This window comes from Planctopirus sp. SH287 (assembly GCF_056500625.1).
In genome coordinates, this window is record NZ_CM151403.1 from 2446668 (window position 1) to 2472455 (window position 25788).

Here is a 25788-nt window from a genome sequence, read left to right on the forward strand (position 1 = left end):
GCAAGGATGCTTAAGTTTTTCTTTTGATAACAAGGATTGATCTGATGGTGAAAGATTCGTTGCCTCTCCTGCTGATCGCCGGCATGCTGACATGCGGTGCTCTTCAAACCTCTTCCGCGAAAGGAAGTGAAAAGGGAACATTAACCGTGACCTTAGCTTCTGAAAAAAATGTCGCAGCGACATCAGAGGCGACTGAAAAAGAAACGGTAAAAGAAACAGAGAAAGAGCACCAGGATTCAACGAAAGAACAATCCCCAGCGCCCGAAAAATCTCTCAAAGAAACTGCCCATTCCCAGAGAATCAGCAAGAGCCAATTAAAGGCGGCTTCTGCCGGGGATACGGCGGAAAAAAAGGGCGTGATCGAGAGCCGGCCTGATGCTTCTGCACCGCCGGCAGGAGAAACTCATCAGCCGATTTATATCACCGTGACCACTGCCGAAAATGGTGGTATCAGCGTCAATGCCTCTGACAAAACAGAAGGTGGTCGTGTGCTGTTTGGACATGGTGTCGGTGAAGGGAGAGCACAAGGCATGCTACGCATGGTCGGCCCTGTCTTTGTGACTACGGCACAGCCAGCGTTCCCCGATAATATCTCGGTCAACTTTACGAAGGTTGGTAAAGAACCTGGCAAGCTGGTCGTCACACGCGGCGACAGCAGATGGGAAGTGACCGAGCAGGAAGCCAGCACCTTACCCCCCGAAATTCAAGTGCATATCAAAGGATTGTTCAACCATCTGGCGGGGCCACAAACGATCAATCGGATGGTACAGCCCTCAGCCAATCTGAATCTGGGGATTCAACCCGGGTTGCCTGGTGAGAATGTGGCACAAATCTACGCCGATCATGTCAAAGCGCATCAGGAAAGAGTCAAGGCCGATGAAGCTCTGATCAAAGCACGCATAGACCACCAGAAGCAGATGAAAGCAGCACAAGATGCCGCAATGCGTATTCAAAAGGAACGCAATTGGCCGCATTCCGCGACAGCCCAAGCAGTTCCAGCAGTTCCTAAAGCAACAACGATCCCTTCCAGCGACATTGAAGCTCTGAAAGTTCAGCAGGAAGCTCTACGACGAGACGTTCAAAGCCTTAAAGATGCTGTTGAAGCTCTCGTCAAGTCACAATCGAAAGCCGATTAGCCAAAAGTCTGCCGGATAGCCATCAAACCCTTCTCTCACAAGAGAGAAGGGTTTGATGGCCAGATGATGAGCCACAGATCAAGAGTTATGAGATTCATATGTATCACGTAGGGTGCATGAAGCGAAGCGCAATGCACCAACTCTACCCGTGTCTTTGCAACCCAACCTACTGACTCGCCAACCGCATTTTCTACAACCTAAAAAAAACCACCACCCTGGCAACTGCGTGCCATGCTTGCAACTTTTCGGCAAGCATGATTTTGAGATGATCAACGCGATATATCAAGTTGCGATTCGTATGATACGCTATCCCGAAATCAACGGTGTGCACGAGATATGTAAATTATACTTGCTCAAAGCCGCAAGCATGGCACGCAATGCACCGTTAAATCTGGTGAAGTATCACATCTTTTCCGCGACATGAATCCCCAGAAGATCAAGACCTTCTTTCATGACGCGGGCCGTCCAATCACAGAGAAGAAGCCGGCTGTTACGGATCGAGTCATCGGTTTCTTTCAGCACCGGGCAGGCTTCAAAGAACGTACTGAAACGATTCGCGGTTTCATAAAGGTATTGAGTCAGAATGTTAGGACGGTAATCCACGGCCACATCATGCAGGGCCTCGCCAAATCGCAGTAATTGCAAAGCCAGCATTCGCTCTGCGGGCTGTGCCAGATTTAAGGTGTGCCCCGCCGAACGCAATTCATTGATATCGATGCCACCTTTACGGAAAATCCCGTTAACCCGGGCATAGACATACTGCATATAGGTCGCAGTATCTCCCTTGGTGGCCAGCATTTTTTCGTAACTGAAAGTGTAGTCACTTTCCCGGCTATGATGCAGATCGGCGTAAATAATCCCGCCAATCCCGACAATTTCTGCCACAGCTTGCCGTGTCGCGTCATCAAGCTCTGCTCCCGTTGGCTTGGAATTGTCACTGGCATCGACTATCTCGCGAGCTTGGGAAATCGCCTCATCGATTAAACTCTCCAGCCCAACCGTGTCTCCGGATCGCGTCTGAAAAGGACGTTTGTCTTCACCCAGGATCGTGCCGAACTTGACGTGCTTCATTTCGACCTGGTCATAGCCCAGCTTTCTGACTGTAGCGAATAACAGGTCGAAATGTTCCCCCTGACGACTATCAACCACATAGAGAATCGAATCCGCCTTAAGAGATTCGACACGGTATTGAATCGTGGCCAGATCTGTTGTGGCATAGGTGAAGGCGCCGTCACTTTTCTGAACGATAAATGGAGCTTCATTGCCTTCAATAAAGACACACTGCGCGCCCTGACTTTTAGTTAGCAGGCCAGCTTCGTTCAGCTTTTCCAGCACTCCGGGAAGCATGGGGTTATACCAGCTTTCACCCAAAGTCATATCAAACGTGAGTCCGAATCGGGCATACATCCCTTCGAGAGCTTGTAAGCAATCAGGAAGAAACTGGTTCCATAACGCCAGATTTTCGGTATCGCCAGCATGCAGTTTGGCTGTTTCCAACCGCGCCTCTTCGGCAATCCTGAGATGCTGATTAGCGAGAGTTGAAAGGTGAGAATCACTTTCGACGACAGCGATTTTCTTCTTGGCCGACTCGACGTCTTCATTGGCAGCTTTTAAATCGGCTTCTCCTTTTTTGACAAGCTGCTGTAACTCAGGAGATTTTTTGACTCCGTTAGCAATTGCCGCCGTTAATTGTGCCCGCGCTTGGCTGAGAGATTCTGTGGCAATCTCAACCTGCTTTAGCAATGCTGGCAGCGTTTTTTTCAGGTTGTGGTATGTAGAGAGTTGATTAACGAGTCGGTAGAGTCTGGCTAATTCTGCGACCGGTTGTTTGGCAAAGCGTTCTTCATCTCGAAAGTGCTTGTAACCATAGATAATCATACCAAACTGGGTTCCCCAGTCGCCGATATGATTGTCACTCTGAACATGGTGCCCCAATCGCTTAAGAATTCGGTAAAGCGAATGGCCGATCACCGTGCTGCGCAGGTGCCCCACGTGCATAGGCTTCGCGACATTGGGAGATGAGAAATCGACAATGTAGTGTCGCGGCTTAACAACGAGATCAATCCCGAGATAAGAATCGTTCGCTGACTTGGTCGCTTCGGCTGTGAGCCAGCTTTCTTTCATTTTGAGATTAATGAACCCCGGCCCGGCAATTTCCGGATCTTCGCAGAGATCATCCACTTTAAGCCCATCGACAATCAGTTGGGCGATCTCCCGTGAGGGCTTTCCCAGCGATTTTTGCAGCGGCATGGCGCAATTGGCCTGAAAGTCACCAAACTTTGTGTCACCCGCCGGGCGAAGCAGATCCACATAAGCTTCTGGTTCCGAAGTTAAAGGAACAAGGGCCTCGTGCAGTCGTCGCCGAAGAAGTTGAAGCAGGTTCACGGGAAAATCTCTCCTGGAACTATCAGAGACAAGGTACTCTCAATGAACAGCGACGCAAGTGCTCTTAAATGAGACACAACAGGGAGAGGCACAAGACCGAGTGCCCTCCCCGACTCGTCTATTTTTCAAGCATCGTCGCTTCGCTGAAGCAATGGAAATGGTAATTCATTTGAAAAGCTTCGCAGCCGCGCCAGCAAAAGACAATTGCCCATCTTAGGCGATTTGCACTGCCCCGCTGGAAAGCAGTTTCTTCCAATCGACCCGGGCTGCGTCAGCCCACAACCCTTCGAGGTCGTAAAGTTCTCGGGCTTCCGTCACGAAGACATGCAACACCACAGTTCCAAAGTCCTGCAGCATCCATGTCTGGCTTTCTCCCCCTTCGAGCGCGGGAAGGGCCTGGTTCCGCTGCTTGAAGATCTTGCGAACCTCTTCGATGAGTGCCGCAGTCTGACGCAGGTTGGTGGCGGTGGTGATAACAAAATAATCCGCAATGGGTGTGATTTTTGTCAGATCAAGCACCACTGTGTCTTTGCAGCGGAATTCTTCTGAGAGCCGGGCGCAATGACAGGCGTTACGAAGCGAATCTTGCTGCTGAATGGCAAGCTGCTGCTGATAAGTGGTTTCGTCATAGGTTTTAGTAGGTGACATGCAACTTGCTCATCGAGATAGACAGTGAAAACGCTCAACGAACGTCCTCACAATTCCCCTCAGGCTTCTCAAATGAAGAACACGGGGCGGAAACGTTCCAAACCTCTATCGTCGCTGATCTTACAGCATGATGCAAGTTACTCTGTGCGACGATCTCCCGGACACCAGATTCCAGGGCCAATCGACCCAGCCCCAATCAACTGCACCAGAGCACAGAAGTGACAGCGGGATCGTACAAAGGTTCGGGATTCGATTGACCGCACCAAGGCTTATCCATCACGATTAACCGACGACAACATGAATATCCCTCTTGTGGTAAAGTCTTCATCATGAAATTGACCGTTTTTGGAGCTGCCGGTGAAGTCACAGGAAGCCAGCACCTCATTGAAACGGCTTCTCGTCGCATCCTTCTGGATTGCGGGTTATTCCAGGGGCACCGAACCGAATCCCGTGAGAAAAACCTGCACTTCAACTGTCGTCCAAAAGAAGTGGACGCAGTAATCTTGTCGCACGCTCATATTGATCACTGCGGCAATCTTCCGGGACTGTTTAAAGCCGGTTTTCGCGGGCCTATTTTCTGTACGCCACCCACCGCTGAAATTGCAGAGGTCATGCTGCGTGATGCCGCAAAAATCCAGGGGGAGGATGCGCAGTATTTGCGGCGTCATTTGCCCCCTGCCGCTGCAAAAGCCGTGGAACCACTCTACACGGAAGATGACGCGCGTGAGACCTGCAAACTGCTGGAAACAATTCCTTACAATCAGCAGGAGCAGATCGGAAAGGATGTGCGCGTCAAGTTTCTTGAAGCCGGCCATATCCTGGGATCCGCGATCACCGAGCTGGATCTGGAAGAAGCGGGTGAGTGGAAGCGAGTCGTTTTCACAGGAGATCTGGGACGTCGCGGGCTGCCAATTCTGCGCGATCCCCAATTGACCGGACGATGCGATCTGTTGATTACCGAAGGAACTTACGGCAACCGGATTCATCCCGATGCCAGTGCCCAGCAGCAGGAATTAGGACGAATCATTCACCAGACAGCAGCCAGAGGCGGGCGGTTGATCATTCCGGCTTTCGCACTCGGGCGAACGCAGAACATCCTCTATTATCTCAATGATCTATATAATCAGGGGAAATTGCCTCCGATCCCCATGTTTGTAGATAGTCCACTCTCGCGTGAACTGACGACGATCTATTTGCGACACCAGCACGAGATGGATGTGCAACTCCAGCGCATCCGGCAGACGGACGAAAACCCCTTTAGTTTCCCGGGCCTCCAATTCATTCGGACGCCTCAGGAGAGCGCCTCGCTGAATCATCGTGAAGGGCCATTTGTAGTCGTGGCTTCCAGTGGAATGTGCGAAAGCGGCCGTGTGGTGCATCACCTCAAACACGCCCTGGGCGATGAGAAAAACACCGTGCTGCTCATGGGTTTTCAGGCACAACACACATTAGGACGCCGGATTCAGGAACGTCGTCCCAGTGTGATGGTGTTGAACAAACTCATTCCAATACGAGCCGAGATTGAAACCCTGGCAGGACTTTCGGCCCATGCAGATGCCAGCGATTTCACATGGTGGTTTGAAGAACTGGCCAAGCGGGGCGGTTGTGGCCAAGCCGTCGTGGTTCACAGTGAAGAAGCAGCGGCTCAATCCACCGCCAAACTTCTGGAACATGCCAGCGATGAACCTCCCATTGTTCCTCAACGAGGTCAGGTTATTCAGTTCTAGTGTATTGCCAAATGCTTAAAAGCGGGGTTGAACAGGTAGTCAAGTCCGACAACGGAGGACACTACTACGCATGAAACCCAAAGACAAAGCCGTGACAAGGCACGAGTGTTTAACCTCGGTTAGTAATGTGGTTTCTAATTTATTGATTCAATCGAAAAACAGCTATAAAACAACAGCCTACACCCACAACTTTAGTCGAGGCACGCTACGAGTTTTAGACTGGACAACACATGAGTCGTATCCAGAATTCTGGCAAGGCAAACCTCATTCATAACTCAACAACCCACCCCAGATACCGTCTAAAACCCTCTCAGTGCAAGTCAATAGCGGCCACAACGGGGCCGCGGGTCTTTAGTATAAGTCCCGGCCGATAGGCCCAAGCCCCGCAAGGGGGTTAGAATTCGGCGATGATTTCGTTGCCATTTCTGCTGTGAAGTGCGCGGTGTAGTGTGCTGTCGATGTTTTCTGACAGGAAGCGGACTGTGCCGTCACCCATCAGGACATGTGCTCCTCCGGTATGGAGACTACGCGGGCCAAAATATCCTGAGCCGTGTATTGAAATATCCGGGATCACGCTGTTAGGGCGATTATAGCCATTTGTGGTGGTGTTGGTGGCCACAGAACGAACCCATGAAAGTCCACGTCCAACTCCACCGGCTCCACCATTCCAGGCGCGGGGAGATGCGAGCACAGTTGAGAGATCGGGGTTGCTGATCAACCCGGTTGGCCAGCCGCCACTTGATCCCATGAATCCCCCTGTCAATGGGGCGCCGGATGAAGAGGAACCCGACGATCCGCTCAGCATCTTGCGGTAAGGAAACTTTTCTGCGGTACCTGCGGCGAAATCTGTGCCATCTCCCCGGATCGACTCACTCATGAAGACCGTGTTCGATGTTCCGTCAGTGACATCCCGAAAGCGGCAGTTGGAATTCAACCAGAAGATGCCATCGGTGGGATATCGGTCATCATAGAATGTTCCTGTACCGCTGCCGTTGCTCACCATGTAGTTAAGCCCACCAAAGGTGTAAGTCCCTGAGGGAAAGGTCACGTGATACTGCGAAGGCCCAGGATCGCTGGGGCAGAGAAACACGGGAATCACAGCGGGAAAGAGATTCGCCAGAAGCGGATTGGGTGCCGACGATGGCCCTGAACCCACATAGGGCGGCACGCTGAAATTCAGGAGATTCTGGAGGTTCGCCTGATCAATGAATGGCAAAACCCGGGCTTGTGCCGAATAGGCGCTACCGTTTCCGCCTGGTGGAAACATGGTGAACGTACTCTCGTAGTTATGAAGTGCAAGTCCCATTTGCTTGAGGTTATTGCGACATTGCGTCCTGCGAGCGGCCTCTCGCGCTTGTTGGACAGCCGGTAAAAGTAATGCGATCAGAATTGCAATAATGGCAATCACGACCAGCAACTCGATCAGTGTAAAACCACGAAGAGGACAAGAGGGAGACCGGTTCAGGTTGCGCGCCTTTTGATTGGCAGTTTGGGACATATTTTTCGTCCTTATTGAAAAAACAGCTGAATTTGTCATTGAGAGTCAAAACTCTTCATGAGGGCGTAAGACGGTTATTCCGTCAACAAGACAGATCATGGCCGTTCCTTATGATGCCCAAAGAGAGCGTATGCATAACAATTGCATTTACCTAACGGAGTCTACCGACAGTGAAACAAAAGCACAACTAATATTTCTGCACATGTTATGCATATTTGGAATAGCGACGGCTGCTTGAGACTTCAAGTAACTGTTGATCCTGTGAGGAACTGCCTTTGTTCATGACGAAAGGCATCGCATGGTTTGCCACAGAAGAGACGGGCATTCAGGCCATCCCCGGGAGTGATGGTCACATCACAGTCATCAGGCAATTTTCTCATATGCGAGTGCTGCGAAATGATTCTCAGCGAGAAGACCCGTTCGACGAAGAACGAATGTGATCGATCGGGGATTTCAAAAAAAACGACTGCACACCACAGAGAGTCTCTCCGTATACTGCCCCCGACTCAGTTGGCCGGAAATTCGTTCAATGGCAGTCTCTTCGCTGCGGGGAAGAGTCGATTTCTTTATGGTAACAATGAACCGATGGCAAAAATTTTTAACCTCGACAGGATTCGTTCATGAGTGATGTCGATGGAATCCTCCGGGCCAAACAGAAGCTCAACATGGATCTGGATCAGTGGGCGCGTTTCCGCCTGATGCCAGGAAGGGTTCAGGATCTGTTTATTGCCGCAGATTATTTCCAGCAACCCGATCTCCCTTTCGATATCGCCGAGATTCTGATTGATGAACCGGCGGTTTGGCAAAAAACAAATCAGTATTACATTTCACTGTTATTGAACGGTGAAGAAGCGCGTCCCATGGAATTGGAGTTGGGAGAAGGTCGCTTTCATCGGCCCAACCAACCTGGCTCGATGATTTTCTCTGACGGGATGCGCGACAAAACTTTTTTTGGGCGTGGCCCGTATCAAATCATCTCATTAGCGATTGATCGTCCCCATCTTCATGCTCGAATTCATGAACTTTATGACGGATCGCCCGATGATCTGGCATCACTGATGACATCTCCTCATATTGATGGCGTCTGTGAACAATACATCAAAAGATTGATGGACATTTGCCGTAAAACAGGGGATTCGCTCGTCAAAGAAGAACTGCTGGATGCAATTATTGGCAGGTTCTGGGCGAAGACCGGCCGTTCTGCAAAGCCATGTGAAAATGTGCAAGCAAAAACGGCGAGAACAGCAGCGATTGAAGATGTCGTTAGCTATATGAAGAATAACTTGGGAAAAGATCTCAGCCGCGATGAGTTGGCTCGGATCGCTCAGGTGAGTCCTGGACATTTTTCACGAATATTCAGCGCGACAATCGGTCAGAGTCCTAAACACTATTTGCTTCTGCTCCGATTGGGACGCGCTCAGGAACTTCTGAAACTGAACCACAATCTGTCGGTCGTCGAAATCGCAAGGATCTGCGGCTTCAGCGATCAAGCCAATTTCTACCATCTCTTCCGCAACCATCTGGGATGTTCTCCGGCTAAGTTCCGTGAATCATCGTAGAACCAACGGGAACTGCTTGAGAAATAGCCAGATTGCATATGGTCTGAGCAGCTTTTCGCGGTGCCTGACACCCTGTGAAGATCGTCGCGCCACTTTTTACCAGTGATCATGCGACCACACCCCAGTGACGCTGATTCTTTTAGAGGCTCTAAGTCATTTCACTGTAATAACTTGCCGATGACAGAACGACTGAAGTGGAAGCGAATCTTGCGCCAGATCACCTGACGGCATTCATATTGCCTGTTCCAGCCATCGCTCTGTTTTCTTCTTTTTAACTACAGGAGGTTGACTCATGCGTCGGTCTGGCTTCACATTGATCGAATTGCTCGTCGTTATCGCAATTATTGCGGTGCTCGTCGCTTTACTGCTTCCAGCCGTTCAAATGGCGAGAGAAACGGCTCGCCGCGCCTCGTGTCAGAATAATCTCAAACAGCTGGCGCTGGCGTGCCACAATTTCCACGATGTTCACCAACATTTTCCGATTGTGGTCGATCGTGGCAATCTGCTTCTCAACGCCTCGGGAACCGGAGTTTGGGTTGGCTGGATTGGTTCCTTATTACCTTTCGTTGAACAAACCGCCTATTACAACCAGATTCCACTCAATTCAGCGTTTGCAAGGGATACACCATTATCAATTGCGAATTGTGCATCTGATGGTCAATCAGGGCTTATGGGATTGACGGATTATTGTGCTGTCACCGGCTTTGACAGGTGGGGACTGGGATATAAAGGAAGAACATCAGCTTCAGGGGCATCTCCAGCTGAAGGAATCATTCAGGGGAAATGGGATGGCACCACGATTCGGCCAGAGTTTGTGGCATTCAAAGATATTGTTGATGGATCAACAAACACACTTCTCATTGGGGAAGTCCCCGTAGAACCAGGGCCAACTTCTCAACGGCTTAACTATTGGAATTCTGGTAACAATGACGCTGCAATGGGAGTGGCGAACCGTAGCCGCATTCGCAATACATCAACGGCCAATTCTCGCGGCACCAACGATGGTGGCCCCGCATGTCCTATGCCCGCCTATTTCGGCCCCGGCAATCGCGATGACAAATGTAGCTACAATCACTTCTGGAGCTTTCACCCTGGTGGTGCAAATTTCGCGATGGGAGATGGATCAGTACGATTCATCAGCTATTCGGCAAGCCAGCTACTCCTGACGTTGGCGACTCGCGACGGAGGGGAAATTAATCCCGAATTCTAAGCGATTCGGTGAAAAGACCTGATTTCATCAAATCAGACCCCAGACGCAATTGCCGCTCGTGAGTGACTCGCCATTGCGTCTTGATAACTTCTGGACTTCTCGCGTTGCTCCACTGTGCAATCGTTAGGCTGTCGTGCGCTGACATATCAGGCCATTTCAACCGGTTGTGATAATGCGTTTGCGTCTCCGTCCATGGAAAAATCTCTATGATTTCCACGAAACACAATTATATATTTAGTCTCATGGCTTCTATCTCGCTAATGCAAATCGTCAGTGGATGTGGATCACGGGTCTCTGAAGCGGAAGGCTTAATAACCTACCAGGGGAGGCCTGTGGTCTGTGGAGCCGTCATTTTTGTCGGCCCAGACGGCATGACAAAAGTGGTCAATATTGATGAAAACACAGGGCGATACGGTGTTAATGGCGTGGGAGCAGGCACCGTCGGCGTCGCTATTGTCAGTATCGATCCCGCTTTTCCGATGGATGCAGAAAAACCGAGCAATCCAAACGACCCTCAAAAGAAGAATTGGAATCAGCCCAATGTTGATCGCTCAAGCTGGCGACCACTTCCCAGTAAATATGAGATGGTTCATACTTCAGGTTTGACCGTTCATTTATCTCCTGGACTGAACAGCGACATAAACTTCGATCTGGAATAAAAACGATCTACAACACATAGACTACACAAAACACATTCACAACAGGAAACTTAATGGATATTCCCCAAGCGAAGCCATGGTGCTCAGCACTCATTATCACTGCGATAGCAACCCAATGCTGTTTCACTCTTTCTATAGAAGCGCAGGACACACCACCTGTCAAGACTCTTTCCAGTCAAGAGACCGACCAGACGACGGCCAGCGAAACAAAGCCCGACACACCCGAAGGGAAATATCAGGTGATATTTTCACCTGGCGAGAAAACGTCACGCCTGGTCCCCAACTTTGCACCAAAGGGAACACAATTCGGATTGACTCCTCAAAATGTTCCTGATTTGCCCGGACTCAAGCATCTGGTCGGAAAGATTAATCTCGGCCCTAAAGAAGCAATGCCAGATGGCCTCAAAATCGCATTCGCAAAAAGCCAGGCAGATCAACCCTATGATCAACTGTATGTAGATACAAATCTTGACGGAAATCTTGGTGATGAAACACCCATTGTCGCCGAACCTAAGCTCACCCGCAATAAATGGTGGTCAAGCTTCGATAACGTGACCTTAAAAGTTCGACATTCCAACAATCAGGAACATTCCATCAACTACCCAGTCTCGTTCTGGATCGTTGTTGAATCTCCCGAAGAACAACCTGAGATTGCGCGTTTTTCACGCAAGGGCTTCCTTCAGGGCACGTTTCAGAAAGATGACCAGACATTCTATGTTGCGATAACCGATGGCAATAATGATGCAATCTTTGGACGAAATGACTTCTGGGGAATTTCCTCAGTCAACAAAAAAGGGAAAATCGAAACGCCACTCTGGAGAACGATCAACGACTTCACTTGGGGTGGTGGCCAAGCCTGGCGGTTTTCGCTCAATGCCGATGATGGCAGCAGCGGCGCAGTTACGACTTTTGACCCCGGTATCAACCAGATTGATGATGAAGCCCAACGTGATCGCCTGAGAGCAGACAAACTCGCCATTCGAGCCGAAAAACCCTTGGCGTTTGAGAAAGATTTCGAGATCGCTCTCAAGCAGGCTACCGACTCAGGAAAACCCTGCTTTATTAAATTTGAAACAGATTGGTGCGGCCCCTGCAAAGCCATGCATCAGTACGTATTCACGGCAAAAGATGTGGTTGACTCCTCAGGAGAAATCATCTGCGTGACCGTTGATGGCGATAAGCGGGAAGATCTCACAGAAAAATACGAAGTTACTGGCTACCCGACAGGAATCTTTCTGGATAGCAATCAGAAAGAAACCTTTCGCTTTAGCGGGTATAAATCCGTAAAAGAAATGAAAGAGGCCTTCAATAGGGCAAATGCACATTAAAAATGAGAAACTAATTTATCGCTACTGAAGCAGTCCGAGTTTGGCTGCCACAGATTTTTTAGTGGGATCTTCCTGGATAGCCGCATAGTAAAACGACACAGCTTCGTTCAGGCGACCGGTCGCAACGTAGATATCGCCAAGAAGTTCCTTGCTGGGAGCGTTGTACCCATTGATTTTCAACCCTTTGAGCAGGTTCTCTTCTGCGTTAACTGCATCTTTTAATCCAAACCAGTAGGCACGCCCCAGGTGATACCAGGTTTCGGACACCTTGGGGTCAATTTCTGCCGATCTCTTCAGAACAATGATGGCTTCTTGTGGGTCAATGGTCACAAGGGCATCACCCAGGCTAAGCAGTTTAATCGCATTGCCCGGATCCAGCTCTAAAGCTTTGCGGAACATCGTTGCAGCATCTTTGAACTCACCCAATTTTAGCAATGTGAGTCCAAAACAATTGTACGAGTCGGATCGCTCAGGGTGCATTTTGACAAAAATAGCGGCACTCTGAGCGGCGTCATCCAATCGGTTTTGAGCCAGCATTTCCATCACATGAGCTTGCCGGGCACGTATTCCTCCCGGATAGTTCTTCAGGGTGTCGTTCCACACTGACTCGACAGACGCATAGACCCGGTTTCTTAAATTGGTTCTTGTCCCTAATCCGATCACCAGAACCAATATTGGTATCCAACAGATCAACTGTCGCATGCTGCCCAATAACGCTTCATTGATAGTTTGCGGATTGATGGAATTAACGATCCCGCGCCATCCCATCACCGCAAGTATGACTAGAAAAATCAGCGGCAAATACATGCGATGCTCAAAATAGGCATCAGCCAAAGGGACAAAACTGGAACTGGGAGACAAGATCACTATCCATGCAGCGGCCAGAAAACCGATTCGCCGAAAGCGAATCGCAATTCCAATCAGTATTAAGCCCGCGATCGTAAAGACCAGCACTTCCCAGCGGGCAGATTGCCAATCTCTGCGCCATGGCCATCCGGGATCTAGCGCCTGTCCCTCTGGCCAGATGACAAGCTTCAGGTACTGCCCGATCACACTGGGTTGTGTGATGAGATAGACCCACCACTTGACTCCCGATCCCTGAGCGACTCCCGTTTCTGCGTATTTCTGCTGATGAGTGAATATCACTACGGTTAGCAATAAAAATGTTGACCAAAGGGCCAGATGGACTCGCCAGCGCTGTTTTAACAATGAGTTTTGAGGCGTTGAAAAAAATGCCCAATCCAGCCACAGAATGACAAAAGGAGCGGTTGCGACCATCTCTTTCGAGAGCATACCGGCGGATAATGACGTCGCGGCTAGTGCCGTATATTTCCAACTTCCGAAGCGGTAACGCTGGATAAACCAGTAGACTCCCATTAAATAAAAGAAAGTCGCGAGCGATTCCTGCCTTTGGTAGGTATAGGTCACAGATTGTGTTTGCAGGGGATGAGCCAGCCAAAGGGCGCTGCACGCCAAGGCGATCCACCAGGCATCTTTTTTGAGAAATAGACTGGATCGTGGGCTGCTAATGATCGTATTATTGATAATCCATAGTATCAGACATGAATTTGTCACATGAATCACAACATTGACCAGTTGGTAACTCCAGATGGTTCCCCCGGATAACGCGTAGTTCAGCGCAAAGGTGAAGTAGGGAATTGGACGTGAATTGTCCCAGAGATACTCCGGTGGCCACAATCGCTGCACAGTTGGGTAGTTCAGCATCAGTGCAACGCTGTCGAACACAAAAGGGACATGGTAGATATTGTAGTAGATCGCAAATCCCAGAATTGTCAGGCAACTGATCATGAGCAGCCACCCGGAGTTTGTTGGGGGCGCAATTGTTGCCGATAACTCTGGTGCGGCTGGTGATTTCTCGGGAATCACCTGATTGCGATTCTGCTTCCTCATGCTGACCAATCATTCTCCTGGAGGCTGTTGCGGCATTGCCAGTCGAGCATTCCAGATAAACGGGATGCCTTGGTGTGATTTTGCCGCAGTGTTGTACGTCGCAGTGTAGTTTTCTTTTGTTAAGAACTCCCTGCGCATTCATGAGGAAAATTTCATGTCAACTTCATGGGGTATTCCCAATTGTTTGGGATGCTGAAAGGAAATCTTGTGCTTGATTTTCTTTGTGTGTGATTACACATAAAGCCTCATTGTGCTGATGGGTTTATTTCCTCATGCTAACCGTCTCCAATCCCACTTTGCAGGACTCCCAAGAGAGTTTTATTTCGTTTCAGGATCGTTCGCTACAAGAACATTCGCAAGTCGAGAAGGTGATTGAACTCTCGGTAGTCATGCCTTGCCTGAATGAGGAACTGACGGTCGGTATTTGTGTCGAAAAAGCGCTGCGAACGATGGCTTCTTTGGGAATTGTGGGCGAGGTTGTTATTGCCGACAATGGCTCTAGCGACCGGAGCATTGAGATTGCCCAAGCCGCAGGTGCCCGTGTCGTTCACCAGACCCTGAAAGGTTACGGCAGCGCTTTGCAGAAAGGCTTTGAAGAAGCACGTGGTCAGTTTGTCATCATGGGTGACTGTGATGACAGTTACGACTTCACAGACTTGGAACGATATGTCCATGAACTGCGCGGCGGGGCTGATCTCGTCATGGGAAATCGCCTCAAGGGTGAGATCAAGCCGGGAGCGATGCCCCCGTTGCATCGCTATTTTGGCAATCCTGTGCTGAGTGGTTTTCTGAACCTCCTGTTCAGAACAGGCGTCGGGGATTGCCATTGCGGGATGCGGGGATTGCGTCGTACGGCCTATCAAACACTCGGTTTGCATATGCCTGGAATGGAATTCGCCAGTGAAATGGTCATTAAGGCGAGTCAAGCGGGCCTGAAGATCCGCGAGATTCCTATTGTCCTTTCGCCTGACGGCAGAAACCGGCCACCACATCTCCGTAGCTTTCGAGATGGCTGGCGGCATCTGAAATTGATTCTGATGTATTCGCCTTCGTTCCTGTTCCTTTTGCCCGCCGTTCTGCTGATGCTATTTGGTCTGCTCGCAGCCCCTGTGGCATTGTTGAGTGGTTACGGCGGATATCAGACGTATTTCGGCCCGAACTTCCTGATAATGGCCGCATTTGTGGCGATCACGGGATCCCAGCTTTTTTTCCTGGGCTTGATTGCCCGTCTGCATGCTCATCGCGTCGACCCCATCTTTGCCAGCCCTCGCGTTGATTGGCTGCTCCGCGTTTTTACGCTGGAAAAGGGATTGGTCATTGGCGCGATGATGACTCTCCTCGGCCTTGCTTTGGCGGTTCCCGTGCTGGCGGGATGGTTCAGCACTCGTGAAGTCACACAGCCAGCCATCTGGATTCTGGCCGGAACTGTGACGGTGCTGGGACTCCAAACCATGTTTGGCTCATTCCTGATTGGAATTCTGGAACTCCAGATTGAACGTTCCCGGCAACGTTAATCGCTTTTTCAAGATATGATGACCGTCTTTTTTGAAGACCAGACGGCCAATAGGGCTAATGTCGATCGGTTCTCAAGCCGGTGCCCAGTCTCTGACATGCAGATCGACAGAGCGGCGGCCGCGGTATTCGTTAATGACCGGTTGAAACGCGATTCTGATCCGAGAGTGAGCCGCAATTTCCTCGGCCCACTCCCCTTGCCCGAAGGCAATCGCTCGCATGGTGGTTTGCTGCTGGCGAATCAGTAAGGAAAGGTGTCGGCCTCCTTCGCCCATTGTTTTAGGAGGAGCGGCCATCTCGACTTCTGTCGCCGCAAACATCGGACGAGGATTGGCACTGCCAAAGGGTGCCAGATGATCCAGTTCTTCAATGGCTTGAGGATGGATTTCTGCCAAGGAAACTTCAGCATCAATCGCCAAAGGAGAGGCCCCCGGTTCCACGTCATGGTTCTGTGTGACGTATTCCGCTAAAGCCTGGCGAAAATCATCCACTTTTGACCGACTGATTTTCATTCCAACCGCTGCGTGATGGCCACCATAGGTCATGAGAAATGACTGGCAGGCTGCCAGACCACCGTGCAGGTTGAAACCCGCGTAAGTTCGCCCCGATCCCTGGAGCGTTTCCACAGAATTCGATGGCCCAAGCAGAACCGTCGGACGTTGAAAATGCTCAGCGACTCGCCCGGCCACAATCCCAAGAACGCCCGCATGCCATTCTTCATGACTGAGCACTAACGCGCGGTCATTGATCCAATCAGGATGCTCTGTGACAAGTTCCTTGGCCTGCTTGAGCATTTTACGCTCAAGGCTCTGGCGGGACTTATTCAATTCATCCAGGTAAGCCGCCAGTTGTTGAGCTCTCGCCTCATTTTCGGTGGTCAATAACTCGACCGCCAAACGAGCTTGCCCCAGTCGCCCGGCTGCATTGATCCTGGGGCCTATACCAAAACCGACGTCATCTGCAGCAATGGATGATTTTTCCAGAAGCCCAGCCGACTTCAACAACGCTTTCAGGCCGATTGATGACTTCTCGTTGATCGTCGAAAGGCCATAATGAACAAGGATCCGGTTCTCACCCACCAGGGGGACAACGTCCGCCACGGTTCCAATGGCAGCCAGGCCAATAGCGCTCAGCAAAAAATCTTTCATTTTCGGCGAGGCTTTTTTGCCATCACCCAGTCGCGCACAGACAGCCCAGGCCAGCTTGAAAGCGACTCCTGCGCCGCACAGTTCGCCAAAGGGATATTCGCCCGGCAGACGAGGATGTACCAGAATCGTTTCTTCCGGGAGTGTGTCGGCGAACTGGTGATGATCGGTGATGATCAGTTCCAACCCCAGTTCCCGGGCACGACGGGCTTCGCTGACGCTGGTGATCCCGCAGTCCACGCTGATCACCAGTTGTGTGGCGTCCTGGGCGGCTAAGGTTTCAATCGCTTGTGTGTTCAGGCCGTAACCTTCGTCAATCCGGGAAGGGATGTAGTATTCCGCCCTCCCGCCCGCCAGCTTGATGCAATGCCAGAGCAGACTGGTCGACGTCACGCCATCAACGTCGTAATCGCCATAGATCGTGATCAGTCGCCCGGATTGAATGGCTGCAACCACTCGATCAGCCGCCTGACTGACACCCGGCAATAGCTCAGGGTCATGCAATTCAGACAGCTTCCGTGAGAAGAATTTTTGCCCTGCCTCGCGGGAGGAGATCTGCCTCGCCACCAGAACGCGGGCCAAAAGCGGGCTGACCTTCATTTCGGCAGATAATTGACGAATGGCTGCGGGATCACAGTACGCAAATTGCCAGAGGCGTCCGTGGGTTGCCACCATCTGCTTCGATCCCTTGTCAGCAATCAGAAATCTCAACGTATCCTGAAACAGATCGCTAGAGGCGACCAACAGCTCTTGTCATTGCTTTTCGGAGGCTCGCATCTTTGCCATAAGATTGCAAGGAGACGCTCACATTCTCAGGCTCGCCCTGTTGAGTTTTTATCGAGTTTCATGACGTCTTTCGATACCGCGGCCGATGGCTTTCAGCACGTCATCACTCAAAGACCCCGTCATCGCCCGCGCATTTTCGATGATCTGTTCAGGGCGATGAGCTCCACATAATGCTGTTGTGATGCCTTTCTGTTGAATCGTCCACTTCAGCACGACTTCGGCGACAGTGAGCCGCAAATCGGCAGCAATGACGCGAAGTTCATCCAGCAGATCCTGATTTCGCTGCCACTCTTCACCCTGAAAAACGGGATACTTGAGCCGGCTGTCGTAATCAGGAAAAACATGATCACGCAGGTAGCGCCCCGCCAGCAAACCTTTCATGAGTGGCCAATAGACAATGCAGGCCACGTCGTGTTCGAGACACCAGGGAAGCTGTGAGGATTCGATCTCTCGCTGCACCATGTTGAACCGTGGCTGGTACGCCGAGAGTGGGCACACACGATGGAATGCCGCCAGTTGCTCAGTTGTGCAATTGGAAATCCCCGCGCTGCGAATCTTCCCTTGTTCCAATAATTGGGCAAACGCTTCGGCTGAGACCTCCACCGGGATTTGTGGATCTGGCCCATGGAGATAATGCAGGTCAATGACATCTCTGTTTAACCGGCGTAGACTCTCTTCGCACTCACGAATAATGGTTTGCGGGCGGCCATCCCGCGCCTGAACTTTGTCGGCAGTCCAGTGGACTCCTCCTTTTGAAGCCACGACTATCTGGTCATAGACGCCCCCCAGGGCTTCTCCGATCATCTGCTCTGATTCGCCATTGTAACCATAACAATATGCGGTATCGAAAAAGTTGATTCCCGCGTCAAACGCGGCTTTCAGAGTCGCCAGACTTCGTTCATGAGTAACGCCCGGTGTCGTGATACCAGCGATGGGCCAGCAACCCATGGCAATGGGCGTCACCTTCAGCGCGGATCTTCCCAAAGCACGCAGTGCGTGATCTGTGGCGTCTGAATCTTTGGACTGTGAACGTTCGGGCAATGACATCAAGTGACCTCAACCAATAAAACAGAGTGCGGTTTCCCTCTGATCCGTCGCGTTCTGGCGGCGTAAAAAGCACAAACATCCCAGGACAAATGACGCACAGACGCCGCCACACCAACCCGGAAACGGGTCTATCGCAGAGGGAGAACGCGAATTTTGTTGTTCGAGCTATCGCCTATCAGGAGCAATCCCTCTTTGGTGATAAAAACACCGTGAGGCCGATTGAGGCGACATGTTTTCGCGTTGCCATCGGGGCCGTCGCCGGCTTTGCCATCACCGACAATCGTTTCAATAGTGCCGTCTTTCGCACGGATCACGCGAATGGTGTGAGTCTCGGTGTCGGCCAGATAGATGTCGCCATTGGTGTCCACTGCCGCCCCTTTGGGGGCACCGAGTGTGGCTTTTCGAGCATCGATACCATCGCCCAGATATGCCGGCTTACCACCGACTCCCGCAATGTGAACCATCTGGGCTTCTCCCTTGGGAAAGCGATAGACCGCGTTGCCTTCTCTCAAAGCCAGAATCATGTCGCCATGGGGAGTAAAGTCGATGCTCCGCGGGCCGTTAAGTGGTGTTCCGACCTGGGGATCACCATCTTTTGCGGGTTTCTTTTCTCCGGTTCCAAATACGGTGGTGATGAGGCCAGTAGTCAAGTCAACGCGACGCACGCGATGATTGCCGGTATCGCAGATGAGCAGGCCGCCAGCAGGATCAAGCTGGATCGAGTGAGGCATGTTTAACTGAGCTTTTGCTGCCGGCCCTCCATCTCCCGAGAAGCCTCCCTTCCCTGTTCCGGCCAATGTCGACATCACGCCAGTTTTACTGTTAATTTGACGAATGGTATGCGTCTTCATATCAGCGATGACCAGATCACCGGATGGCAAAAAACGAAGCTCGTGAGGCTCGTTCATCAAAGCCTGTGTCGCGGGGCCACCATCGCCACTGTAGCCTTTTTTTCCGGGAACACCGGCGTAGGTCGAGACATTTCCCGTCGCAAGATCCAGACGACGAATCAGATGACCCGTGTATTCACAGAAGTAAAGTGCTCCGTCGGGGCCGATTTCGAGACCAAACGGTTGGCCGCTATTCGTTTCGAGGAATGGCTTGTCATCCCCATTGAACCCTCCTTGACCTGAACCAAAGAGAGTCTTCACTTCACCCGCTTCTGCGACTGACTGCATGCCATTGAGAAGCAGAACGCATAAGCTGCTGATGATCAGGAACCGCTTGATAGCAAGTAAGAAAGCACTGCTGGGAAGGCTGGCGACGGCATTCAATGGAAGTTCGTGCGAGGGAGAAAAAAGCTTGTTAGGAAGGATCATCCAGAGGGTGTTCATCATCGAACAGATTCCTGACGAGGCTGGGAGTAGCAGAGCATCACGGTATGAAATCATAGAGTATTGGATCAACAATATGAGATCACTGGTTTCCGTCAGAAATACGTTGTCTTCCGAACAGGTGCCACTGTGAATTCGGAAAAAAAGGGCGTGAGTTGACCTCAAGACTCGTTTTTCGGCACCATGTCCTGTGCAATCACGCAATCGATTTGACAAACAAACGATTCTGGAGTCGCATTAATGTCGGAAAACCACGAGTGTCCATCTGCTGTCCATGGATTCAATCGTCGCGGCTTTTTTGAAGAACTCTCATGGGGAGTCGCAGCTTCCGGTTTGGCAGTCGGTGCATTGAACTCTGGTGAGTCTTCGTTAGCTGCGGAAATAGAAGCCACTGAAACGGCAACGCCTTCCAAGCTTCTCGTGGGAGAACCAGTGCTTCAATGTCCCACATCCACAGGCATCAGCGTGGTCTGGCAGGTCTCACAGAATGCCACCGGTTGGGTTGAATATGGCCCAACTCAAGAACTGGGAATGGTTGCTCAGTCGGGACGAAATGGTCTGAACAATATGTCCATGCCCGTGCTTTCAGCCCGCCTGGAGGGGTTGAAGCCCGGAGCTTCAGTTTTCTATCGTGTGGCCTCGGCTTCCATCAATTTTCAGAATGCCTATAAAATCAACCGTGGTGAGACCGAGTACGGCACGATCCACGAGTTTCGTCTCCCTTCAGCCGAGGCGGAGTCGTTCCATTGGTGCGTCATCAATGATACCCATGAAGTCGATGCGACACTTCAAACGGTGTTCAGCAAACTTGATGAGATTCGCCCTGAGCTTCTGGTCTGGAATGGGGATATTTTCAACGATATTCGCACTCAAAAGCAGATGATTCGGCAGACCCTCAGCCCGGCGGGTTACCCTTATGCGAAATCGCGTCCAGTCATGTTTATCAGTGGAAATCATGATGTTCGCGGAGCATTGTCCCGTGATCTTGACCAGTGTCTGCTTCCTCGCCCCGAAGCGACTCAGTCTGACTCGAAGTTAGGCCGATCTTTTGCTGTCCGGTTTGGCCCGGTGGCGATGATCGGTCTGGATACCGGGGAAGACAAACCCGACAGCCATCCGGTTTATGCGGGGCTGGCTCAGTTTGAAACATATCGTGCGGCTCAGGGAATGTGGCTGGAATCAGCTCTGCAAAAGCCTGAAATCGCGAACGCCCCTTTCCTCATTGTCCATTGCCACATCCCCCTCTTTGGTGACCGCCGCGAGAACGCTGATCCCACACGGCTAGAGTTTGCCCGTTTTTGTGAGCAGGGACAGCAGTGGTGGCTGCCACATCTTGCGAAAGCGGGAGCTCAATTAATCATCAGCGGGCACACACACCGCCATCGTTATATGCCGGCCAGTGAGAGCCAGCCGATTGCGCAGTTGATTGGCGGCGCTCCAGCGATTCCCAAAGCCACCATCATGCAATGCGAAGCGACTACCGATCAGTTGAAAGTCACCGCCCACCAGATGGATGGATCGACACTAGGAACATGGACATTCCAGCCCCGAAAAAGCATGACAGCATAGCTTTTTTCGTCCTGAGAGTTTTGTTCATTATTATTTTATTAACGCCCAGCAGGCTGCTGGAAAAACTCTGTCACTACAATCCTTGTCTATCCCCTGCGTTACAGGGACTAATAGATTTTATCCGTAGGGTGTTTGATATCCCCAAGCGGATGATCAGGCCAAATCCTGTCTTTAACTTCAAAGACAGGAAACAAACGCCAACTGACCATCCCCTGCCCCGCAGGAAACCCTCCATTGTTCCCGGGAAATAGACCTTTACGAATAAGAAGTTTCGCGCCATCCAGCAAAAAGCCGCCATTGGACTTTTTTCAGCAGCCTCTTGATAAATTGTCACGAAATAACAAGCGCCCCGCTTTCAGAAGATGGAAGTGACCTTCTCCAAAAACGGGGCGCCTCGATGTCTGGATATTGTCTGCTAATGCGGCTAAACGAAAAGCCAAGTCAGGATCATGTACCAGTAACGGTTTCTCCTGACCATGATTTCAGGAGAGCCTGGAAATGCTGAATGGTTTCCACGTCTTTTGTTCCCGACTTAAACCCTTCCCCCAGGCGAGAGGCTTTCTTCACCAGTTCTTCAGCTTTTTCAAGCTGATTTTCCTGGCGATAGGCGATGGCCGCTTCCAGCAGATAGATCGCGCCGCCCACAGATTTCGACTGGTTGCCCAGATATTCCAGGGCTTCCGCCTTTGAACCGTTGGCGATTTTTAGCAGATCTTCAGGAGAAGTCGCCATTTGCCCCGTAACCCGGGAGGGTTTAGCAGCAGGCTTGTCGGCCGATGAGTTTTGGCTTTTGTCGACCAGAGCGATGGCCTGAGTCACTTGATCCGGTAACCCTGCGGCACGAAAAACCACGGCTGCCATCGCAGCGCTATCATTCTGATCAGCGACTTCACCCCGACTCTGTGAAAAGCAGCTCCATGCAAGGAGAGCTTCCCCTCGTAGTTCATGGTTTGTACCGGTGGCACTTGTCACCCGATCGGCAAGCATGTAAATCGCGCGGCTTCGCTTGGGAATGACCGCCACATTCTTGAAAGCATCCGATAAATAAGGGATTGACTTGGAATTCAAACCAGCACTAGATAATTCACTGGCGATGTTCGCCTTGGTATCAATCTCTCGTTCCTGGGGAGACGAAAACTCTCTTTCCGCTTGAATCTTGTTGATCACCGCGATGGCTTCATCAACACGCCCTTGACCTAAATAGACTCGTTGCTTGAGTGCGTTTGCCATCACTTGTTCTGAGGAAGTCGCCCAATCGGCTACCAGAATCTCATCAATGAGTTCCAGGCATTGGGCATACTCTCGCTGCTCACTGAGGTATCTGGCCTTTGTCATTGAGAAATGTCGAAGTCGGACATTACGGCCTTTGGCTTCAGTAATCCCCTGATCAAGATATTCAAGAATTTCCTGCTGTGAGGCGCGGTCACGACGCATTTTTTGAAGGGCTTGTGTGGCTGCTGTGACCAATTGTTCGTCTCGAAGATCTTCTTTCGCTGAGGCCAGCGCTTGTGTCCACTTGTCTTTGATGGCCGGATGGCTTTTTTCGCTGAGCGAGATCACCCGTTCCAGATGAGGGAACCATCCATAGCGGAGTTGATCTGAGGGAATCAAACCGAGAATCTGATCCAGAACTTCGGGGCTGGTTATAGAGGAAATCGCAACTCCCTGAGTGATGGCTCGCAGTTGTGTCCCAATTTCCATTGCCGGCTTTAGCTGGCTTTTATACTCGGGCGCGCTTCTGAATCCCACAAAATGGGCATGAGGAATCAATTCCAGATCAGTCAGGTAAACAGAGGGATAAGCTCGAATGTTAAACTCTTCTCTCAGTTGCTGATTCTGTTCTTTCAGCTTATCGGGAAGTTGCTTAGTACGTGGGTAGTCCAGGTAGACAGGGACGTATTTTTCAGTAATGAGTTCAGCAAATTCCGGAGTATTGAAAAACTCACTTTTTAGAGCGATGCATGGGCCGCACCAGTCTGATCCCGTAAAGAAAATCAGCAGGTTCTTGTTCTGTTCTTTGGCCAGTTTCTTGGCGGCTTCGAAGTCGGTCATCCAGTCAATCGTTCCGCCAGCATCAGCCGCTGCTGCCGCCGCCGCTTTACCTTTAAGTGGCAACGTCGGAGCATTTTCAGTTGCGATTTCTTCATTAGTGGTTGGTTTAACGACTGCTTCTTGAGCATTGGCTAAAGACGAGAACGCAGGAGTCAGCGTGCTACCTGCACCAGCCAGGACAAGCAGAGTGCCAGCCCATAATGTGGGGATGGACTCTCTCTCATTTTTTCGATCATGTGAACCGGCATGAAAACAAGTATCAACCATTGGTTATTATCCTCTTATACGGACTTTATTTATATTTTGACGAATTATGACTGTTTTATAAGGCGAAATTTGCGACGTCAGTCCCTCCTTTGGGGACTTCAAACGTCAGTGCTCGGCCGTCGTGATATTTAGCCGGAATTCGTACCGGTTTCACCGGCTTGACGGGTTTGACCGGTTTAGCATTCGGTTCTGAATCATCGCCTCCCTTGCTGGGGAATATGGCAACTTCATGAACGTCAATAATAGCACCTTTGGTTCCTGAAGCCGCTTTCAAGGTGAACCGCCCGTCTTCATCGGTGTTACCAATTGAAAACTCGCCAGTGACAATACTTTTCCCGTTTCCTTTAGGAGTGAAGAGAACACTGGCTCCCGGCACCGGATCACCGTTTAATGTGACTTTTCCAGAGACATGGGCATAATGAAAGGTTGGCTCCTGACTACATCCGGCCAAAGAAGTCACAATTACCGATAAATAAATAATCAATAACCATTGAGAATCTCTACTCATAGAACTGTTGTCCTGTCTTGCAATCGTAAATCGTATTACCACTCTCCCAGCACCTCTCCGTCGGAAATCGCCGCCATCTGGCCTTGAGCTCTCCAGTTGACGTGCTGGCTGAGGAAACGAACGGAACCGTCAGCTAATGCCACGTGAACGCCCCCCACATGCTGGCTGCTCGCCCGTTCGGAGTAGCGAGTGCCCACGTTCATGGACAACCCTGAAACAGTAGCTGTCGAATTGGGAAAAACCGCGTGATTGGCCCGAGTGCCCAGCCGATTTGCAAAGGTTCCAGAAGCCCAGGCCGCTTTAGGAACTCCGATCCAGACCGCTCCTCCACCAAAATGAGTACCGCTTGCTTGTGTCGCGTCGCGTTCGGTGAAGTAAATAGTATTCGAGGATCCGTCCGTCAGGTCTTTGATCGAGACATTACTGAAACTTCCGGAAACTCCGCGTTCTGTAATAGTCAGAGCACCGTTCGGTGTCATGTACAAGACCGCTCCCGCTCCCGCCATTGCCACATAATTCGCCCGGGCCAGGCGGTTATCATCAGTCACGGTGCCACCAGCGGATGGGTAGCTGGAAGTATCTGCCCCGTGCTTGAGATCACTGTAATGCGGGTTCATGATCGGGCTGGGATCACTCGGGCATTGAAAGACTGCCAGCACCGTTCGCCCCTGGGCGGCTGTGAACTCCGTAGAAAAATTGAACGTGTTATAAAGTGGGGTCTGGTCGAGATAAGGCAGCAGAAGTGCTCCCCATCCCCAGGAATTGGCATAAGGTTGAGCTTGAAAGGTGTAACCCCCGCCTGGGAGTGAAGAGGATGTCAGTTCTGCATAGCTGGCAGGAAGTCGCACACCTGGGGGCAATCGCGGGATCAAGACACCCGGAGGGAAGCGGTCAAAAGTTCCATGGTAGGTATGGAGAGCCAATCCCAACTGCTTCAGATTGTTTCGACATTGAGTTCTTCGTGCTGCCTCCCTGGCCTGCTGAACGGCTGGGAGCAGCAGCGCCACCAAAACCCCGATGATGGCAATCACCACGAGCAGTTCAATGAGCGTAAAGCCTCGCTGACGCATGATTTTCCCCGTCAATTTGACAAACCACTCCAGGCTCACTTCAACGGAACAACCGTAAAAAATGGAAGTGGGCTGGCAACGAGCTTGATAGCAACCCACATGCCTCAGCGCGGTTGACGGGAAGACGTTCTGCGAACGTTGTATTGTGTAACTCGTTTACAGGAATCATGTTACAGAAACAGAACTGTGATAGATCTTTGGGAGCAAGATCCGAGTCTGCCGTTCTCACGATCTTCTGCCACTGTTTTTGTTGCGCATCGCTGATTTGCTAAGCGAACTTCATGCAGAAGAACTAAGCAGAAATGCTTCATTCAGAACCGGTTAATCAGTGTTCTGTTGATTGTGTTAGCGTGGCTCATGGCTCAGGAGATTGCCAAATGACCGTCATCTGGAGGGAAAAACGGCATGCCATCTGATCCGGGCATACTGCCAGAGAA

General features: G+C 50.9%; 19 protein-coding genes. 9 read left to right on the forward strand and 10 right to left on the reverse strand.

What is annotated here, in order from left to right; genetic code table 11:
- Positions 1–44 precede the first annotated feature (44 nt).
- Positions 45–1136 carry a hypothetical protein gene (locus SH287x_RS09180; protein WP_479518403.1) on the forward strand — a complete coding sequence of 364 codons (1092 nt, stop codon included), beginning with the start codon at positions 45–47 and terminating at the stop codon, positions 1134–1136.
- 402 nt (positions 1137–1538) lie between these two features.
- On the opposite strand, the gene argS is transcribed toward SH287x_RS09180, so the two are convergent.
- Positions 1539–3521 (reverse strand): arginine--tRNA ligase, encoded by a 1983-nt coding sequence (argS, locus tag SH287x_RS09185; RefSeq protein ID WP_479518404.1) that lies wholly within the window; start codon positions 3519–3521, stop codon positions 1539–1541.
- 213 nt (positions 3522–3734) lie between these two features.
- The gene (gene rsfS / locus SH287x_RS09190) at positions 3735–4169 is read right to left on the reverse strand and encodes a ribosome silencing factor (RefSeq protein ID WP_479518405.1); all 435 of its coding nucleotides are present in this window, start codon (positions 4167–4169) and stop codon (positions 3735–3737) included.
- Between the two features lie 329 nt (positions 4170–4498).
- On the opposite strand from rsfS, the gene SH287x_RS09195 reads away from it, so the two are divergent.
- Entirely contained in the window at positions 4499–5896 is a 1398-nt protein-coding gene (locus SH287x_RS09195) for an MBL fold metallo-hydrolase (RefSeq protein ID WP_479518406.1), read from the forward strand.
- Positions 5897–6290: 394 nt separating this feature from the next.
- Here the strand turns inward: SH287x_RS09195 and SH287x_RS09200 are convergent, their stop codons facing one another.
- Positions 6291–7394 carry a DUF1559 domain-containing protein gene (locus SH287x_RS09200; protein ID WP_479518407.1) on the reverse strand — a complete coding sequence of 368 codons (1104 nt, stop codon included), beginning with the start codon at positions 7392–7394 and terminating at the stop codon, positions 6291–6293.
- A 281-nt stretch (positions 7395–7675) separates the two neighbouring features.
- On the opposite strand from SH287x_RS09200, the gene SH287x_RS09205 reads away from it, so the two are divergent.
- From SH287x_RS09205 to SH287x_RS09225, 5 genes are all read left to right on the forward strand, one after another.
- Complete coding sequence (locus SH287x_RS09205) at positions 7676–7834, forward strand: hypothetical protein (protein WP_479518408.1); 159 nt, start codon at positions 7676–7678, stop codon at positions 7832–7834.
- 180 nt (positions 7835–8014) lie between these two features.
- The gene (locus tag SH287x_RS09210; RefSeq protein ID WP_479518409.1) at positions 8015–8953 is read left to right on the forward strand and encodes a helix-turn-helix domain-containing protein; all 939 of its coding nucleotides are present in this window, start codon (positions 8015–8017) and stop codon (positions 8951–8953) included.
- Positions 8954–9245: 292 nt separating this feature from the next.
- On the forward strand, positions 9246–10163 hold the full coding sequence (locus SH287x_RS09215) for a DUF1559 family PulG-like putative transporter (RefSeq protein WP_479518410.1): 918 nt from the start codon (positions 9246–9248) through the stop codon (positions 10161–10163).
- A gap of 206 nt (positions 10164–10369) precedes the next feature.
- Positions 10370–10822 carry a hypothetical protein gene (locus tag SH287x_RS09220; RefSeq protein ID WP_479518411.1) on the forward strand — a complete coding sequence of 151 codons (453 nt, stop codon included), beginning with the start codon at positions 10370–10372 and terminating at the stop codon, positions 10820–10822.
- A 53-nt stretch (positions 10823–10875) separates the two neighbouring features.
- Entirely contained in the window at positions 10876–12150 is a 1275-nt protein-coding gene (locus SH287x_RS09225) for a thioredoxin family protein (RefSeq protein WP_479518412.1), read from the forward strand.
- Positions 12151–12171: 21 nt separating this feature from the next.
- On the opposite strand, the gene SH287x_RS09230 is transcribed toward SH287x_RS09225, so the two are convergent.
- On the reverse strand, positions 12172–14061 hold the full coding sequence (locus SH287x_RS09230; protein WP_479518413.1) for a tetratricopeptide repeat protein: 1890 nt from the start codon (positions 14059–14061) through the stop codon (positions 12172–12174).
- Positions 14062–14333: 272 nt separating this feature from the next.
- On the opposite strand from SH287x_RS09230, the gene SH287x_RS09235 reads away from it, so the two are divergent.
- A complete protein-coding gene (locus tag SH287x_RS09235; RefSeq protein ID WP_479518414.1) occupies positions 14334–15575 on the forward strand; it encodes a glycosyltransferase family 2 protein in 1242 nt (413 codons plus the stop codon).
- 72 nt (positions 15576–15647) lie between these two features.
- On the opposite strand, the gene recJ is transcribed toward SH287x_RS09235, so the two are convergent.
- The 3 genes from recJ to SH287x_RS09250 all read right to left on the reverse strand — a co-directional run bounded on the left by recJ (position 15648) and on the right by SH287x_RS09250 (position 19888).
- Positions 15648–17393: a single-stranded-DNA-specific exonuclease RecJ gene (gene recJ, locus SH287x_RS09240; protein WP_479518415.1), complete on the reverse strand. Its 1746-nt coding sequence runs from the start codon at positions 17391–17393 to the stop codon at positions 15648–15650.
- Between the two features lie 159 nt (positions 17394–17552).
- Positions 17553–18551 carry an aldo/keto reductase gene (locus tag SH287x_RS09245; RefSeq protein WP_479518417.1) on the reverse strand — a complete coding sequence of 333 codons (999 nt, stop codon included), beginning with the start codon at positions 18549–18551 and terminating at the stop codon, positions 17553–17555.
- 128 nt (positions 18552–18679) lie between these two features.
- Entirely contained in the window at positions 18680–19888 is a 1209-nt protein-coding gene (locus SH287x_RS09250) for an NHL domain-containing protein (protein WP_479518418.1), read from the reverse strand.
- A 237-nt stretch (positions 19889–20125) separates the two neighbouring features.
- On the opposite strand from SH287x_RS09250, the gene SH287x_RS09255 reads away from it, so the two are divergent.
- On the forward strand, positions 20126–21454 hold the full coding sequence (locus SH287x_RS09255) for a purple acid phosphatase family protein (RefSeq protein ID WP_479518419.1): 1329 nt from the start codon (positions 20126–20128) through the stop codon (positions 21452–21454).
- 447 nt (positions 21455–21901) lie between these two features.
- Here the strand turns inward: SH287x_RS09255 and SH287x_RS09260 are convergent, their stop codons facing one another.
- Genes SH287x_RS09260 through SH287x_RS09270 form a run of 3 tightly spaced genes read right to left on the reverse strand, consistent with a single transcriptional unit; the run spans position 21902 to position 25351 of the window.
- Positions 21902–23773, reverse strand: a complete 1872-nt coding sequence (locus SH287x_RS09260; protein ID WP_479518420.1) for a thioredoxin family protein — start codon at positions 23771–23773, stop codon at positions 21902–21904.
- Between the two features lie 55 nt (positions 23774–23828).
- Positions 23829–24281: a transthyretin-like family protein gene (locus SH287x_RS09265; RefSeq protein WP_479518421.1), complete on the reverse strand. Its 453-nt coding sequence runs from the start codon at positions 24279–24281 to the stop codon at positions 23829–23831.
- 35 nt (positions 24282–24316) lie between these two features.
- A complete protein-coding gene (locus SH287x_RS09270) occupies positions 24317–25351 on the reverse strand; it encodes a DUF1559 family PulG-like putative transporter (protein WP_479518422.1) in 1035 nt (344 codons plus the stop codon).
- Positions 25352–25788: the final 437 nt, after the last annotated feature.

Coding starts and splice junctions, on each gene's coding strand:
- SH287x_RS09270 (WP_479518422.1), bottom strand. CDS start 25,351: ATGCGTCAGCGAGGCTTTACGCTCATTGAACTGCTCGTGGTGATTGCC.
- SH287x_RS09205 (WP_479518408.1), top strand. CDS start 7,676: ATGACGAAAGGCATCGCATGGTTTGCCACAGAAGAGACGGGCATTCAG.
- recJ (WP_479518415.1), bottom strand. CDS start 17,393: ATGGTGGCAACCCACGGACGCCTCTGGCAATTTGCGTACTGTGATCCC.
- SH287x_RS09220 (WP_479518411.1), top strand. CDS start 10,370: ATGATTTCCACGAAACACAATTATATATTTAGTCTCATGGCTTCTATC.
- SH287x_RS09180 (WP_479518403.1), top strand. CDS start 45: ATGGTGAAAGATTCGTTGCCTCTCCTGCTGATCGCCGGCATGCTGACA.
- SH287x_RS09210 (WP_479518409.1), top strand. CDS start 8,015: ATGAGTGATGTCGATGGAATCCTCCGGGCCAAACAGAAGCTCAACATG.
- SH287x_RS09215 (WP_479518410.1), top strand. CDS start 9,246: ATGCGTCGGTCTGGCTTCACATTGATCGAATTGCTCGTCGTTATCGCA.
- SH287x_RS09200 (WP_479518407.1), bottom strand. CDS start 7,394: ATGTCCCAAACTGCCAATCAAAAGGCGCGCAACCTGAACCGGTCTCCC.
- SH287x_RS09250 (WP_479518418.1), bottom strand. CDS start 19,888: ATGATGAACACCCTCTGGATGATCCTTCCTAACAAGCTTTTTTCTCCC.
- SH287x_RS09235 (WP_479518414.1), top strand. CDS start 14,334: ATGCTAACCGTCTCCAATCCCACTTTGCAGGACTCCCAAGAGAGTTTT.
- SH287x_RS09265 (WP_479518421.1), bottom strand. CDS start 24,281: ATGAGTAGAGATTCTCAATGGTTATTGATTATTTATTTATCGGTAATT.
- SH287x_RS09255 (WP_479518419.1), top strand. CDS start 20,126: ATGTCGGAAAACCACGAGTGTCCATCTGCTGTCCATGGATTCAATCGT.
- rsfS (WP_479518405.1), bottom strand. CDS start 4,169: ATGTCACCTACTAAAACCTATGACGAAACCACTTATCAGCAGCAGCTT.
- SH287x_RS09230 (WP_479518413.1), bottom strand. CDS start 14,061: ATGAGGAAGCAGAATCGCAATCAGGTGATTCCCGAGAAATCACCAGCC.
- SH287x_RS09225 (WP_479518412.1), top strand. CDS start 10,876: ATGGATATTCCCCAAGCGAAGCCATGGTGCTCAGCACTCATTATCACT.
- SH287x_RS09245 (WP_479518417.1), bottom strand. CDS start 18,551: ATGTCATTGCCCGAACGTTCACAGTCCAAAGATTCAGACGCCACAGAT.
- SH287x_RS09195 (WP_479518406.1), top strand. CDS start 4,499: ATGAAATTGACCGTTTTTGGAGCTGCCGGTGAAGTCACAGGAAGCCAG.
- SH287x_RS09260 (WP_479518420.1), bottom strand. CDS start 23,773: ATGGTTGATACTTGTTTTCATGCCGGTTCACATGATCGAAAAAATGAG.